The sequence below is a fragment of the Hahnella aquatica (SeqCode) genome (assembly GCF_965194505.1).
Taxonomy (GTDB): domain Bacteria; phylum Pseudomonadota; class Gammaproteobacteria; order Burkholderiales; family Burkholderiaceae_A; genus Hahnella; species Hahnella aquatica.
Genome location: NZ_OZ239144.1, coordinates 1,227,610 through 1,241,099, shown reverse-complemented (window position 1 = coordinate 1,241,099; position 13,490 = coordinate 1,227,610). Strand labels below are relative to the sequence as shown.

Below are 13,490 nucleotides of genomic sequence, written 5' to 3'. Positions count from 1 at the left end.
CCGACTGCTCGGGCTGCTGGCCCAAGGCGGCCCGGCCCATGGTGGTCTGTGGTTGCGAGCCCATGCGGGTGCGCGCCGCGATCAACTCCTTGCACGACTTCAAGCCCACTGCACAGCCCACGGCAGGGCATGGCTGCGCATGGCCATTCACACCGACCCGGCCCAGCTCAACGACACCATCGACCCGTTCGAGAGCCTTCGCGCGGGCCACCCGGTGATGCGCACGGGCCTCTTGGCCCAGGCCCAAGAAGGCTTTCTGGTGGTGGCCATGGCCGAGCGACTGCCCGCTGGCCTTGCAGCCGCATTGGCCCAGGCGGTCGACCGCGGCGACTGTGGCCTGGTCTTGCTCGATGAATCCTTGCCCGATGAAGCCCCGGTGGCCTCGGCCCTGCGCGACCGCATGGGCTGCTGCATCGACATGCGCGATGAGACCCTGATGCGCGAGGCCTGGCTGAATGCCGCGATGCACGCCGCGAAGGATTGGCCATCCGTTCATGTACCCGAGCCCTTGGTCACGGCCGTGATGGAGGCGAGCCAGCTGTTTGGTCTGGTCTCGCTTCGGCCAAGCCTTGCCTGCCTGCGATGGATGCGCATGCATGCCTGCTCGCATGGGCGCACCGAAGCCACGGCCGAAGACCTCGCCTGGGCGGTGCCCTGGAGCCTGCTGCCCCAGGCTCGGCAGTGGCCGAGCCCTCCGCCACCGGAAGACGAATCTTCTGAGGCGCAGGCCGATGCAACTCCACAGGAGCAAGCGGACAACTCACCGCCTTCAGGCGCGCAGCCCGAGACCCCCCAAGACACCCCCGAGGACACCCCCGCACCACAGAAGACCGACGACTTCGAAGAACGCAGCGTGGAGACAGCCGCCGCCAGCCTTCCGAAGGGCCTGCTCGAGGCCTGGGCCCAATGGCTCACACAGCAGTCGCAGACCCATGCAGGTGGCAGTGGCGCGGGCCGCATGGGCGAGGGCGGCCGAGGCCGCGGCCGACCGGTGGGCGTGATTCGTCGCAAGCCGCGCGGTGGTGCAGACCGCCTGGCCATTCTGCCCACCCTGCGCGCCGCCATTCCGTTTCAGAACAGCCGGGTTCGGAAGAGTGCAGCCATTGCCCTGCGGCCCGATGACCTGCATGTCTGGCGACTCAAACGCCAGCGTGGGGTGACCACCGTGTTTGTGGTCGATGCCTCGGGGTCGGCTGCCATGGCGCGCCTGGCCGAGGCCAAAGGGGCCATCGAGATTCTCTTGTCGGAGTGCTACAGCCGGCGCGACCGCGTGGCCCTCATTGCATTCGGGGGGCGCGGGGCCGAGCTTCGGCTGCCGCCCACGCGCTCATTGGTGGCCGCACGCAAGAGCCTCACGGCCTTGGTGGGTGGCGGTGGCAGCCCCATTGCAGCGGGCTTTGCCATGGCCGCAGACCAGCTCAGGCGCCTGCGACTGGCGGGCGATGACACCTGCCTGGTGGTGCTCTCCGATGGCCGCGCGAACCTTGCCCGAGATGGCAGCCCCGGCCGGCCACGGGCCATGGAGGAGGCGCTGGCCATGGCACGAAAGCTCTCGCTGCTCACACCGCACCGGCTGCTCATCGACACCTCGGCCCGCCCGGAGCCTGCGGCGGTCTTGCTCAGTCAGGCCATGTCAGCCCGTTACCTGGCCCTGCCCATGGCACGGGCCAAGGGCATTCACGAGGCCATCCAGTCCGTGAGGCGCGCGCCCACCGAGGCCTGATCCACCTCGTGGAAGAGGTGGCCGCCTTGGGTGGTCCACTCGAGCGTGGCCTGCGGCAGATGGGTGTTCATCACCTGTGCAAGCGGCTCGGCCGGAATCCAGGGGTCATCGAGCGCAGCCAAAAAGAGGGTGGGCACCGTGAGGTCGTGCGCCTCTGAGAGCAGGCCGGGCAGGTCCGTGGCGGCCATGAAGCCCAAGGCCCCACGCAGGTGGGCCGACTGGCCAAAGAGGCCTCGGTAAATTTCTTTCCGTGCATGGGGCAGGGCGGTGCCGGTGGAGGCCAGCAGCCGGTTCACCACATGGGTGGAGCGCGCAATGCCACCGAGCATGAGCAGGCTGGGGCTCGACAACACCAGTGGGCCGAGCAACGGGCCCAGCATCTGACTAAACAATGCGGGCGGTGGCACCAGCGAGGGCGCCACGCCAAAAATGCGGTGTGGCCGCGTGGTCTCGGGTGCCAGGGCCATGGCCACGGCCACGGCCGCCCCCGCAGAATGCCCCACCACACAATCCGGCCTGCGAATGCCGCGTGACTGCAGCAGGCGGTGCAGGCGCAGGGCCATCTCGCGAAGACCAATCGACTGCGGCGCCTCGAACTGGCTCTGGCCATGGCCGGGCAGGTCGGGCACGAGCAGGCCCCAGTCCTCGGGCAACACATCCAAGAGCGGCTGCCAAGAACTGCGGTCTGCACCCGTGCCATGCAGAAACAGAAGGCTCGGGGACTGCGCCACGGCAGGGCGGTCCCATCCCGACCACTGAAGGCCATCGAGGCGGTGCTCAAACGTCTCAAGCACCCGGGGTATCAGATTCATGCTGGTGCCAGTGTCAAATTGCTAGTACAGTACACAACGACAGTTGCAATTGACACCATTTTCTTCGGGTGCCCGTTGTGGAAGCAGAACGCCAGGAGGCCAGCATGCTGACAGACCGAATTGAAGGGGTGCTTGAAAAGGGGCTTGAATCCCAGTTGCAATCGAACGCACCGCCCAGGCTGGCTGCAGCCATCCGGCATGCGGTCTTCCCCGGTGGCGCAAGGGTTCGGCCCCACCTGTGCATGGCCGTGGCCCTGGCCTGCGGCGATGACGACCCCCGCCTCTCCGATGCCTATGCCGCAGCCCTGGAGCTCCTGCACTGCGCATCATTGGTGCACGACGACCTGCCTTGCTTCGACAACGCCGCCACCCGCCGAGGTGTGCCCACGGTGCATGCAGCCTTCGGCGAGCGCCTGGCCGTGCTCTCGGGCGATGCCCTGATTGTCATGGCCTTCCGAATGATTGCCACCGCGCGCGCCCATGAGCCCCACCGCATGGCGCCACTCTTGGATGCCTTGTCGGCTGCCGTGGGCCCACCCCACGGCATCGTGGCCGGTCAGGCCTGGGAGTGCGAGTCCAAGGCCGACCTCACCCGCTACCAGCGCGAGAAGACCGGTGCACTCTTTACCGCTGCCACCGTGGGGGGTGCGATTGCAGCCGGTGCAGACCCGCGCGCATGGCAGCGGCTGGGCGATGCCATTGGCGAGGCCTACCAGGTGGCCGATGACATTCGCGATGTGCTTCTCGATGTGACCGAACTGGGCAAGCCCGCAGGCCAAGACCTCACCCACGATCGCCCAAGCTCGGCCCGCGAACTGGGCCTTGAAGGTGCCGTGGCCTATTTCGATGGCCTGATTGCCGAGGCCGTGGCCAGCATTCCCGCCTGCCGCGGCGCCACCAAGCTGCGTGAGCTGGTGCTCGCACAGGCGCGCCGCCTGCTGCCCGATGAACACTGCGCGGGCCTTCGCCGCCATCCGCTGGGGGCTTAAGTGTCGGCCGTGATGCCTGCCAAGGCGCCCTCGAAGTGGTCCCTCACGGGCCTGCGAGATCGCCTCTTGGCCAGCCCCGCCTTTCAGCGCTGGGCCTCGCAGTCCATCTTTCTGCGCTGGATCGTTCACCGACAGTCGCGCCAGCTCTTCGATCTGGTCGCGGGCTTTGCCTATTCGCAAACCCTGCTCGCCCTGGTGCAAAGCGGCCTTCTGGATCAACTGCGTCGCGCACCCATGCGACTGGAGTCCGCGGCCAGTCTTTGCAGCCTCACCGATGCACGCATGCTGCTGCTTGCCAAGGCCGGCGTGTCGATCGGCATTCTGGAGTGGCGCGCGCCCAATGTCTTGGGCCTGGGCATGCGGGGCGTGGTGCTGGCCAACAGCCCAGCCATTCTGGCGATGGTGCGTCACCACGAGGCCTTCTACCAAGACCTCACCGACCCACTCACGCTCTTGCGCACCGATGCGCCAGAGACTCGCATGCGCCGCTACTGGACTTACGCCTCCGATGGCCAGACCCGCGAGGGGGGACTGGGTGCGAGCGAGGTCACCGATTACTCCAAGCTCATGGCCGAGAGCCAGCCACTGGTGGCCCAGCAGGTGATCGACGCCTACGACTTTCGTGGCCACACACAACTGCTCGACATCGGTGGGGGCCTGGGTCGGTTTGTGACTGCCGTGGGCCACGCCCATGCACACCTGAAACTCAGCCTGGTGGACCTGCCCGCAGTGGCCCAGCAGGCGGCCGCCGCCATGGACACCGACCCGCGCTTGAGTGGCCGGGTGGCCTGCCATGGTGCGGATTTTTTCCGAGACCCACTGCCCCAAGGCGCCGATGTCGTGAGCCTGGTGCGGGTGCTCTACGACCACCCCGACGACCGTGTGCGCCTGCTGCTCTCGCGCGCGCGGCAGTGCTTTGGCCCCAAGGGCGGCCGCATCCTCATTGCCGAACCCATGGCGGCCACGCGCGGTGCCGAGGCCATGGGCGATGCCTACTTCGGCTGGTACCTGCTGGCCATGGGCGGGGGCCGACCCCGCTCGGCTGCCGAACTCATCGACATGCTGCACGAGGCGGGCTTTGTGGCAGGCCGCGCCGTTCCAACAGCCGTGCCCCTGCAAACGGGCCTGGTGGTGGCCGAGGCCCCCGCGGCGCAATAAAAAAAATGAAAAACAAACTTGCACAGGACGCTCTGAGGTGTACCATCAGCCTTACAGTTATTTCGTCACATCAAATTGACACAATAAAATGAGCCACGCACAAGCCGTTTTGTTCGAAGCACCCCGCCAACTGCGCCTTGCAGAACTCGCCCTCGCGGCCTTGGGTGCGGCCGATGTTCGGGTGCGCGTGCATTACAGCGGCATCAGCACGGGCACCGAGCGGCTCTTCTACACCGGCGAGATGCCACCCTTTCCAGGCATGGGCTACCCCTTGGTGCCCGGCTATGAATCCGTGGGTGAGGTCATCGAGGCCGGCCCGCAGGCTGGCATTGCGGAGGGTCAGTGGGTCTTCGTGCCTGGTGCCAATTGCTTTGGGCCGGTGCGCGGCCTCTTCGGGGGCTCCGCCTCCGAGCTCGTCACGGCCGCACAGCGCGTGCTGCCCATTTCATCTTCGCTCTCTGAGCGTGGTGTGCTCCTGGCGCTTGCAGCGACCGCCCACCATGCTGTGGTGCACCCGGGCTCAGGCCTGCCAGACCTCATCGTGGGCCATGGCGTGATGGGCCGGCTCGTGGCCCGCCTGGTGGTGGCCCTGGGCGGCCAGCCCTTGGTCTGGGAGACCGACAAGGCCCGCCAAGACGAATCCCATGGCTACCTCGTTCGCACACCGTCCTTTAGCAAGGGCCAGCTCTTCGATCGCATTCTGGATGCCAGCGGCGCGGGCCAGGCCCTCAACGACTGGATCCACCACCTGCGCCCTGGTGGCGAGGTCGTGCTCGCGGGCTTCTACAGCCAGCCGCTCTCATTCGATTTTGCACCCGCCTTCCTGCGGGAGGCCCGCCTTCGCGTGGCCGCCCAGTGGCAGCCCGCAGACCTTCAAGCAGTGGGCCGGCTCGTGGAAGAAGGCCGGCTCAACCTCGATGGCCTCATCACCAATCGTTGGCAGGCCACCGACTGTGCGCAGGCCTACGAGCAAGCCTTTCAAAGCAAGTCGAGTCTCAAAGTCATCATGGACTGGAGGAGTCTGCAATGAGCGTCACCGACACCAACCTGGCAGGAGCCCCGATTCAGTTCAACATGAAGCAGCGCCTGCGAGATGAGGCCGCAGAGCCGCTCGACCCAGTCCACACGGGCGAGGTCACCAAAGAAACACAGATCATCGCCATCTACGGCAAGGGTGGCATTGGCAAGAGCTTCACGCTCTCGAACCTCTCGTACATGATGGCCCAGCAGGGCAAGAAGGTGCTGCTCATCGGCTGCGACCCGAAAAGCGACACCACCTCGCTGCTCTTTGGCGGCAAGGCCTGCCCCACCATCATCGAGACCTCCTCGCGCAAGAAACTGGCCGGTGAGCCTGTCTCGATTGGCGATGTCTGCTTCAAGCGCGATGGTGTCTTTGCCATGGAACTCGGTGGCCCCGAAGTGGGCCGTGGCTGTGGTGGCCGCGGCATCATCCACGGCTTTGAAACCCTCGAGAAACTCGGCTTTCACGACTGGGGCTTCGACTACGTGCTGCTCGACTTTCTGGGCGATGTGGTCTGCGGTGGCTTTGGCCTGCCGATTGCCCGCGACATGTGCCAGAAGGTCATCGTGGTGGGCAGCAACGACCTGCAATCCCTCTATGTGGCCAACAACGTCTGCTCGGCCGTGGAGTACTTCCGCAAGCTCGGCGGCAACGTGGGCGTGGCGGGCATGGTCATCAACAAAGACGACGGTACCGGCGAGGCCGCAGCCTTCGCATCGGCCGCAGGCATTCCAGTGCTCTCGGCCATTCCAGCCCATGAAGACATCCGCCGCAAGAGCGCCAACTACGACATCATCGGCCGGCCGGGCACCCAGTGGGGCCCGCTCTTTGAAGAGCTCGCCACCAATGTGGCCGTAGCCCCGCCCGTGCGTCCCAAGCCACTCACCCAAGACGAACTCTTGGGCCTGTTCTCATCGTCGGCCGTGGGCCGCGATGTGGTCCTTGAACCCGCCTCTCTCACCGACATGATGGGCCGCGAAGTCTGCGCCAAGCCATCACTCGAAGTGGTCTACGACAAGGTCTAAACCACCGTGGCCGAGCACACCATCATCCCCATCCAGCCTGCCGCGCCCACCCGCGCGCAAGGGGCCTTGGCCGAGGGTGCCTCGTGCAACAACAAGTCTGAGCTTCATGCAGCCGCATCGGCGGCCGGCAAGTCCGAGACCCTCGCCCAGTACGCGGCCGACTACCCCAAGGGCCCGCACGACCAGCCCCAGAGCATGTGCCCAGCCTTTGGCTCGCTGCGCGTGGGCCTTCGCATGCGGCGCACGGCCACCATCCTCTCGGGCTCGGCCTGCTGCGTCTACGGCCTCACCTTCACCTCTCACTTCTACGGCGCACGCCGCTCGGTGGGCTATGTGCCCTTTAACTCCGAGTCTCTGGTCACGGGCAAGCTCTTCGAAGACATTCGAGATGCGGTCTATGCCCAGGCCGATCCCGCCCAGTTCGATGCCATCGTGATCATCAACCTGTGCGTGCCCACGGCCAGTGGTGTGCCCCTGCAGCTGCTGCCCAAAGAGATCAACGGCGTTCGCATCATCGGCATCGATGTGCCCGGCTTTGGAGTGCCCACCCATGCCGAGGCGAAGGATGTGCTCGCAGGCGCCATGCTCCAGTACGCCATGTCCGAGGCCACCGCTGGCCCCGTGCAGGCCCCCCGCCAAGGCGTGGCCGCACTGCCCACGGTCACGCTGCTCGGCGAAATGTTTCCGGCCGACCCCATGGTCATTGCCCAGATGCTTGCGCCCATGGGCCTGGCCGTGGGCCCCGTGGTGCCCACCCGCGAGTGGCGCGAGCTCTATGCCGCGCTCGACTGCGCGGTGGTGGGGGCCATTCATCCCTTCTACACGGCCAGCATGCGGGTCTTCGAGCAGGCGGGCCGACCCATCGTGGGCTCTGCGCCCGTGGGCCTGGCGGGCACTGCCAGTTGGCTCGAGCGCATTGGGCAGGCCGCAGGCGTGGCCCCCGAGCGCATCGAGGCGGCCAAGGCCGCAGTGCTGCCGGGCATTGAGGCCGCACTGGCGAGCGCACCCATCGAAGGAAAAATTACGGTCAGCGGCTACGAGGGCTCCGAGCTATTGGTGGCACGCCTGCTCATCGAGAGCGGCGCCACCGTGCCCTATGTGGGCTCGGCCTGCCCGCGCACAGACTGCTCCAACACCGACCTTGAATGGCTGGAGGCCCGTGGTGTCGAGGTGCAGTTCCGGGCCTCGCTCGAGCAAGACCTCGCGGCCGTCGATCGCCATCGCCCAGACCTCGCCATTGGCACCACCCCCGTGGTGCAGGCCGCCAAAGAGCGCGAGATTCCCTCGCTCTACTTCACCAACCTCATCTCGGCCCGTCCCCTCATGGGCGCAGCCGGCGTGGGCTCGCTCGGCCAGGTGGTGCGCGCGGCCATGGCCAACAAAGACCGCTTCCATTCCATGAAGGCCTTCTTCGGTGGCGTGGGCCAGGGCGATCAGGCCGGCATCTGGGAAGACACGCCCGTCGAGCATCCGGAGTTCAAGGCCCAGGTGCGTCGCCAGCTTCAGAAGAAAAAGGCCAAGGCCGCCTCGGAGGCGATCGGAACATGATGGTCCTCGACCACGATCGCGCCGGCGGCTACTGGGGGGCTGTGTATGTCTTCACGGCCATCAAGGGCCTGCAGGTGGTCATCGATGGCCCCGTGGGCTGCGAGAACCTGCCGGTCACCTCGGTCCTGCACTACACCGATGCACTGCCCCCGCATGAACTGCCCATCGTGGTCACTGGCCTTGCTGAGGAGCAACTCGGCCGCGAAGGCACCGAGGGCGCCATGCACCGCGCCCATGCCAGCCTAGACCCAGACCTCCCCGCCGTGGTGGTCACCGGCTCCATTGCCGAGATGATTGGCGGCGGCGTGACCCCGGAGGGCATGAACATCGCGCGGTTTCTGCCGCGCACGATCGATGAAGACCAGTGGCAGGCCGCCAACCGGGCCATGCTCTGGCTCTGGACGGAATACGGCCCCAAGAAGGTGCCCGAGGCCAAGCCCGTGGGCCCTGGCGAGAAGCCCAAGGTCAACATCATTGGGCCGGCCTACGGCAGTTTCAACATGCCCAGCGACCTCGCCGAGGTTCGTCGGCTCGTCGAGGGCATTGGTGCCGAAGTGAACATGGTCTTCCCCTTGGCCGCACACCTCTCCGAGGTGCCCAAGCTCGCCGAGGCCCATGCCAATGTCTGCATGTACCGCGAGTACGGCCGCCTGCTCTGCGAGGCCCTCGACCGCCCCTACCTGCAGGCGCCCATTGGCCTGCACAGCACCACCGCATTTCTGCGGGCCTTGGGCGAGGCCCTGGGCATCGACCCCGAGCCCTTCATCGAAAAAGAGAAGCACACCACCATCAAGCCCATCTGGGATCTCTGGCGCTCGGTCACCCAAGACTTCTTTGGCACCGCAAGCTTTGGTGTGGTCGCCAGCGAAACCCACGGCCGGGGCATCCGGCACTACCTCGAAGAGGAACTCGGCCTGCCGTGCAATTTCGCCATCACCCGCAAGCCCGGTGAGAAGACCAACAACGACGAGATCCGCAAGCTGGTGCAGACCAAAACCCCGTTGGTCTTGTTTGGCTCTTACAACGAGCGCATGTACCTGGCCGAAGTGGCTGGACGCGCAAGCTACATCCCGGCCTCATTCCCAGGCGCCATCATTCGCAGGCACACGGGCACCCCCTTCATGGGCTATGCCGGTGCGGTCTATCTGCTGCAGGAAGTTTGCAACGCGCTCTTCGATGCCCTGTTCCACATCCTGCCCCTGGGCACCGACATGGACAAGGTCGACCCAACCCCGGTGGGTGCACGCACCCATGCCGACCCAGGCCTCACCTGGACTGCCGACGCACAGACCCTGCTCGCCAAGATGGTCTCGGCCCAGCCGGTGCTGCTGCAAATTTCCGTGGCCAAGCGCCTGCGCGACCGCGCCGAGCGCGATGCCCGCGAGGCCGGCGAAGACAACATCAATGCCGCGCGGCTTCAGCAGGCCCACGACGCGGTCTACCTCGGAGCGGTCTCATGACCATGCGCCTCCCCCCTCTTCTCGTGCGGCCCCCACAGGCTTGTGCGGTTCCAGAACGTCGCAACGTGGTGTTGCGGCTGCCCATTCCACGCGGGCCCGGCGTGGATTTGGTCGACAAGACCAACTCAAAGGAGAACCTCCATGAGCAATAACACCAGTCTGTCCGGTCTCACGGACGAGGAAGCCCAAGAGTTCCATACGTTTTACATGCAGGGCTTGGTCGGCTTTACCGCCATCGCGGTTGTGGCCCATATCCTCGTGTGGGCCTGGCGTCCTTGGTTCTTCTGACCCTTCATCCCTAAAAGGGGACATGTCATGCAACAGATCAGTCATCTAAATAGTCGTCCACACCAAAAGGAAGCCTCATTTCCTTTTGTTGTGATCTTTGCTCTCACATTCGTTGTTTTCTTTGTGATCGCTGTCACTGCGCAGGTGCTGATGCTGAACTGGCGTTCGTGGTTCCCCGGGGCTGAAAACAGTCGAACCATCACTGGTGGCGTGAGGGCAGCGGTTTACACCCTTATGTCACACCTCACTTAGGAGTTATCAATATGTGGCGTATCTGGAAACTATACGACCCGCTCCGTGCCATGTTGGTGCAGGGCGTTTTCTTGTTTGGCTTGGCAGCCATGATTCACCTCATCCTGCTGAGCACGGCGAAGTTCAACTGGTTGGACGGAATGAGTCAGGCCGAGTACACGGCCGCGATTCAGAACTCCTCCATGCCAAAGAAGTAAATCAAGCGCTGGACGGTGAGCGGGCGGAGATAAGCATGCTTGCAGCCCGCTCACCCATCCCCCGAAGGAGAACAAAATGGCCATGCTGAGTTTTGAAAAAAAATACAGGGTCCGCGGTGGAACCTTGCTGGGGGGAGATCTGTTCGATTTCTGGCTCGGCCCCTTCTATGTCGGATTCTTTGGTGTCCTGACCATTTTCTTTGCCTTTTTGGGAACGGCGCTCATTCTGTGGGGCACCTCTCAGGCAGGCGTTTGGAACATTTGGCAGATCAATATTGCACCGCCCGATTTGAAATACGGGCTGGGCCTTGCGCCACTCATGGAAGGGGGGCTCTGGCAGATCATCACGGTCTGTGCCATTGGCGCCTTTGTCTCATGGGCGCTGCGTGAGGTTGAAATTTGCAGGAAGCTCGGCATGGGCTATCACGTGCCGGTGGCCTTTAGCTTCGCCATCTTCGCCTATGTCACCCTGGTGGTGATTCGTCCGCTGCTCTTGGGCGCCTGGGGCCACGGCTTTCCGTACGGAATTCTGAGCCACCTGGATTGGGTCTCGAATGTGGGCTATCAGTTCCTCCACTTCCACTACAACCCCGCCCACATGATCGCGGTCACGCTCTTCTTCACCACCACCTTTGCGCTGGCCCTGCATGGCTCGCTCATTCTCTCGGCCACCAACCCGGCCAAGGGCGAGACCGTGAAGACGCCGGAGCACGAGGACACCTTCTTTCGCGACACCATTGGCTATTCCATCGGCACCCTTGGCATTCACCGGCTCGGTCTCTTCCTGGCCTTGGCGGCTGGCTTCTTCAGTGCGGTCTGCATCGTGATCAGCGGACCATTCTGGACACAGGGATGGCCAGAGTGGTGGGGCTGGTGGCTTCGTCTGCCCATCTGGTCGTAGTGGCTCAGACCCCGGAGAATAAACATGGCTGAATATCAAAATCTCTTCACGCAGGTTCAGGTCGAGGCACCGAGTTACATGGGTGTGCCGCTCGATCGCCCGCGCGACAACCGCGAGCGCATGGGCGGCCCTTGGCATTGGCACCTCGCGGGGCGCCTGGGCAATGCCCAACTCGGTCCCATCTACCTGGGCTTTACCGGCATTGCATCGATCATCTTCTTCCTGATCGGCTTTACCGCCATTGGCTGGAACTACCTGGTGCAGGTGAACTACAGCCCCATCGAGTTCGTGCGGCAACTCTTCTGGCTCTCGGTGGACCCCCCACCGCCCGCCTATGGCCTGTCCATCCCGCCCCTGAATGAGGGCGGCTGGTGGCTCTTCTCTGGCTTCTTCATCACGGTGTCCATTCTGCTGTGGTGGGTTCGCACCTACCGGCGAGCGGTCGAGTTGAAGATGGGCACCCACGTGGCCTGGGCCTTCGCTGGCGCCATCTGGCTCTACCTGGTGCTGGGCTTCTTCCGCCCCGTGCTCATGGGCAGCTGGGGTGAGGCCGTGCCCTTTGGCATCTTCTCGCACCTCGACTGGACGACGGCCTTCTCACTGCGCTACGGCAACCTCTTCTACAACCCGTTCCACATGCTCTCGATTGCCTTCCTGTATGGATCGGTGCTGCTCTTTGCCATGCACGGCGCCACCATCCTGGCCGTGAGCCGCTACGGCGGCGAGCGCGAGATCGAGCAGATCGTCGACCGCGGCACCGCCTCGGAGCGCGCTGGCCTCTTCTGGCGCTGGACGATGGGCTTTAACGCCACGATGGAATCGATTCACCGTTGGGCCTGGTGGTTTGCAGTGCTCACCTGCGTCACCGGTGGCATCGGCATCCTGCTCACCGGCACGGTCGTGGACAACTGGTACCTCTGGGCCGTGAAGCACCACGTGGCTCCGGCCTATCCGGCCATCTGGGGCCCCGTGATCGACCCAGCCCTGCCAGTGGCTGCGCCCGCAGCAATGCCTGCAGTCGCCCCCGCACAATAAAGGAGCCTCTCCCATGATTTCGACACATTTCACGCGGTCGCTCTTGGCGGGGGTGGGCCTCACCCTTCTGCTCACGGGCTGCGAACGTCCCCCGGTGGATGTCGACCAAATCGGCTACCGCGGCACGGGCATGGAGAAGGTCACCAACCCGCGCACGGAGGCCAAGCTCGTGGCGGCCAACCAGGCGCCAGCCGCCTTGGATCCAGCCGAGAAGGGTGGCCCCCTGGCCAAGAACGTCTACAAAAACGTGCAGGTGCTCGGAGGCCTCACCGTCAATGAGTTCAATCGGCTCATGGTGGCCATGACCCTCTGGGTCGCACCCGAGCAGGGCTGTGCCTACTGTCACAACGTGGCAAACTTTGCCGACGATGGCCTCTACACCAAAATTGTGGCCCGGCGCATGACCCAAATGACGCAGACCATCAACAGCAAGTGGCAGGCCCACGTGGGCGATACCGGCGTGACCTGCTACACCTGCCACCGTGGTCAGAACCTGCCCACCAAGCGCTGGTTCACCGAGCCCGACGCCCAGATTGCCGGGCGCCTGCTGGGCAACGACTCCGGCCAGAACCGGGCGGGTGTGGAGGCCAATGCCAACACCTCACTGCCTTACGATCCCTTCACCCCATTCCTGCTGCAGGACAAAGAGATTCGGGTGGCGGGTACCACGGCACTGCCCACCGGCAATCGTCAGTCGATCAAGCAGACCGAGTGGACATACGCCCTCATGATGCACATGTCCGACGGCCTGGGCGTGAACTGCACCTTCTGCCACAACACGCGCGCCATGCACGACTGGTCCCAGAGTCCGCCGCAGCGGGTCACCGCCTGGCACGGCATTCGGATGGTGCGTGAGGTGAACAACGAGTACATCGCGGGCCTGGCCCCGATTCATCCGCCAAACCGCCTTGGGCCCACGGGCGACATTGCCAAGGTGAACTGCGCCACCTGCCACCAGGGCGTGAACAAGCCCCTCTATGGTGCCCAGATGCTCCAGAGCCATCCCGAACTCGCAGGCAGCAGCAGCGGCGGTTCATTGGCCTCGGCCCTGGTGAAACCGAAATAAGGACATAACGAAAGC

The 13,490-nt window shown here is 64.6% G+C and carries 15 protein-coding genes; 14 read left to right on the top strand and 1 reads right to left on the bottom strand.

Annotation, left to right across the window (positions count from 1 at the left end; translation table 11 throughout):
- Positions 1 to 52 precede the first annotated feature (52 nt).
- The gene (locus AC8GDA_RS06400) at positions 53 to 1,723 is read left to right on the top strand and encodes a VWA domain-containing protein (RefSeq protein WP_506555702.1); all 1,671 of its coding nucleotides are present in this window, start codon (positions 53 to 55) and stop codon (positions 1,721 to 1,723) included.
- Here AC8GDA_RS06400 and AC8GDA_RS06395 read toward each other — a convergent pair.
- The gene (locus tag AC8GDA_RS06395) at positions 1,678 to 2,535 is read right to left on the bottom strand and encodes an alpha/beta fold hydrolase (protein ID WP_506555701.1); all 858 of its coding nucleotides are present in this window, start codon (positions 2,533 to 2,535) and stop codon (positions 1,678 to 1,680) included. The genes AC8GDA_RS06400 and AC8GDA_RS06395 overlap by 46 nt on opposite strands.
- Positions 2,536 to 2,639: 104 nt before the next feature.
- Here AC8GDA_RS06395 and AC8GDA_RS06390 point away from each other — a divergent pair, with 104 nt between their 5' ends.
- The 13 genes from AC8GDA_RS06390 (at position 2,640) to pufC (ending at position 13,475) form a co-directional block, all read left to right on the top strand.
- A complete protein-coding gene (locus AC8GDA_RS06390; RefSeq protein WP_506555700.1) occupies positions 2,640 to 3,524 on the top strand; it encodes a polyprenyl synthetase family protein in 885 nt (294 codons plus the stop codon).
- Entirely contained in the window at positions 3,525 to 4,682 is a 1,158-nt protein-coding gene (locus tag AC8GDA_RS06385) for a methyltransferase (RefSeq protein ID WP_506555699.1), read from the top strand. It abuts the gene before it with no gap.
- 88 nt (positions 4,683 to 4,770) lie between these two features.
- Complete coding sequence (gene bchC, locus AC8GDA_RS06380; protein ID WP_506555698.1) at positions 4,771 to 5,712, top strand: chlorophyll synthesis pathway protein BchC; 942 nt, start codon at positions 4,771 to 4,773, stop codon at positions 5,710 to 5,712.
- Entirely contained in the window at positions 5,709 to 6,728 is a 1,020-nt protein-coding gene (locus AC8GDA_RS06375; RefSeq protein WP_506555697.1) for a chlorophyllide a reductase iron protein subunit X, read from the top strand. Before bchC ends, AC8GDA_RS06375 begins: the two co-directional genes overlap by 4 nt.
- Before the next feature lie 6 nt (positions 6,729 to 6,734).
- A complete protein-coding gene (gene bchY, locus AC8GDA_RS06370) occupies positions 6,735 to 8,276 on the top strand; it encodes a chlorophyllide a reductase subunit Y (RefSeq protein WP_506555696.1) in 1,542 nt (513 codons plus the stop codon).
- Entirely contained in the window at positions 8,273 to 9,736 is a 1,464-nt protein-coding gene (gene bchZ, locus AC8GDA_RS06365) for a chlorophyllide a reductase subunit Z (protein ID WP_506555695.1), read from the top strand. Before bchY ends, bchZ begins: the two co-directional genes overlap by 4 nt.
- Positions 9,733 to 9,888 (top strand): hypothetical protein, encoded by a 156-nt coding sequence (locus AC8GDA_RS06360; protein WP_506555694.1) that lies wholly within the window; start codon positions 9,733 to 9,735, stop codon positions 9,886 to 9,888. The genes bchZ and AC8GDA_RS06360 overlap by 4 nt, the downstream gene beginning before the upstream one ends.
- Positions 9,878 to 10,024, top strand: a complete 147-nt coding sequence (gene pufB, locus AC8GDA_RS06355) for a light-harvesting antenna LH1, beta subunit (protein WP_506555693.1) — start codon at positions 9,878 to 9,880, stop codon at positions 10,022 to 10,024. The genes AC8GDA_RS06360 and pufB overlap by 11 nt, the downstream gene beginning before the upstream one ends.
- A gap of 27 nt (positions 10,025 to 10,051) precedes the next feature.
- Positions 10,052 to 10,276 (top strand): hypothetical protein, encoded by a 225-nt coding sequence (locus tag AC8GDA_RS06350; protein ID WP_506555692.1) that lies wholly within the window; start codon positions 10,052 to 10,054, stop codon positions 10,274 to 10,276.
- 11 nt (positions 10,277 to 10,287) lie between these two features.
- Positions 10,288 to 10,473 (top strand): light-harvesting antenna LH1, alpha subunit, encoded by a 186-nt coding sequence (gene pufA / locus AC8GDA_RS06345; protein ID WP_506555691.1) that lies wholly within the window; start codon positions 10,288 to 10,290, stop codon positions 10,471 to 10,473.
- A gap of 76 nt (positions 10,474 to 10,549) precedes the next feature.
- Positions 10,550 to 11,374, top strand: a complete 825-nt coding sequence (gene pufL / locus AC8GDA_RS06340; RefSeq protein ID WP_506555690.1) for a photosynthetic reaction center subunit L — start codon at positions 10,550 to 10,552, stop codon at positions 11,372 to 11,374.
- 24 nt (positions 11,375 to 11,398) lie between these two features.
- Positions 11,399 to 12,409, top strand: a complete 1,011-nt coding sequence (gene pufM / locus AC8GDA_RS06335) for a photosynthetic reaction center subunit M (RefSeq protein WP_506555689.1) — start codon at positions 11,399 to 11,401, stop codon at positions 12,407 to 12,409.
- 13 nt (positions 12,410 to 12,422) lie between these two features.
- A complete protein-coding gene (gene pufC / locus AC8GDA_RS06330; RefSeq protein WP_506555688.1) occupies positions 12,423 to 13,475 on the top strand; it encodes a photosynthetic reaction center cytochrome PufC in 1,053 nt (350 codons plus the stop codon).
- Positions 13,476 to 13,490 lie beyond the last annotated feature (15 nt).

Excerpts from the sequence above, each read along its gene's own strand:
- AC8GDA_RS06350 (WP_506555692.1), top strand. The coding sequence starts at position 10,052 with ATGCAACAGATCAGTCATCTAAATAGTCGTCCACACCAAAAGGAAGCC.
- AC8GDA_RS06395 (WP_506555701.1), bottom strand. The coding sequence starts at position 2,535 with ATGAATCTGATACCCCGGGTGCTTGAGACGTTTGAGCACCGCCTCGAT.
- pufC (WP_506555688.1), top strand. The coding sequence starts at position 12,423 with ATGATTTCGACACATTTCACGCGGTCGCTCTTGGCGGGGGTGGGCCTC.
- AC8GDA_RS06375 (WP_506555697.1), top strand. The coding sequence starts at position 5,709 with ATGAGCGTCACCGACACCAACCTGGCAGGAGCCCCGATTCAGTTCAAC.
- pufA (WP_506555691.1), top strand. The coding sequence starts at position 10,288 with ATGTGGCGTATCTGGAAACTATACGACCCGCTCCGTGCCATGTTGGTG.
- pufL (WP_506555690.1), top strand. The coding sequence starts at position 10,550 with ATGGCCATGCTGAGTTTTGAAAAAAAATACAGGGTCCGCGGTGGAACC.
- pufB (WP_506555693.1), top strand. The coding sequence starts at position 9,878 with ATGAGCAATAACACCAGTCTGTCCGGTCTCACGGACGAGGAAGCCCAA.
- bchC (WP_506555698.1), top strand. The coding sequence starts at position 4,771 with ATGAGCCACGCACAAGCCGTTTTGTTCGAAGCACCCCGCCAACTGCGC.
- AC8GDA_RS06360 (WP_506555694.1), top strand. The coding sequence starts at position 9,733 with ATGACCATGCGCCTCCCCCCTCTTCTCGTGCGGCCCCCACAGGCTTGT.
- pufM (WP_506555689.1), top strand. The coding sequence starts at position 11,399 with ATGGCTGAATATCAAAATCTCTTCACGCAGGTTCAGGTCGAGGCACCG.
- AC8GDA_RS06390 (WP_506555700.1), top strand. The coding sequence starts at position 2,640 with ATGCTGACAGACCGAATTGAAGGGGTGCTTGAAAAGGGGCTTGAATCC.
- bchZ (WP_506555695.1), top strand. The coding sequence starts at position 8,273 with ATGATGGTCCTCGACCACGATCGCGCCGGCGGCTACTGGGGGGCTGTG.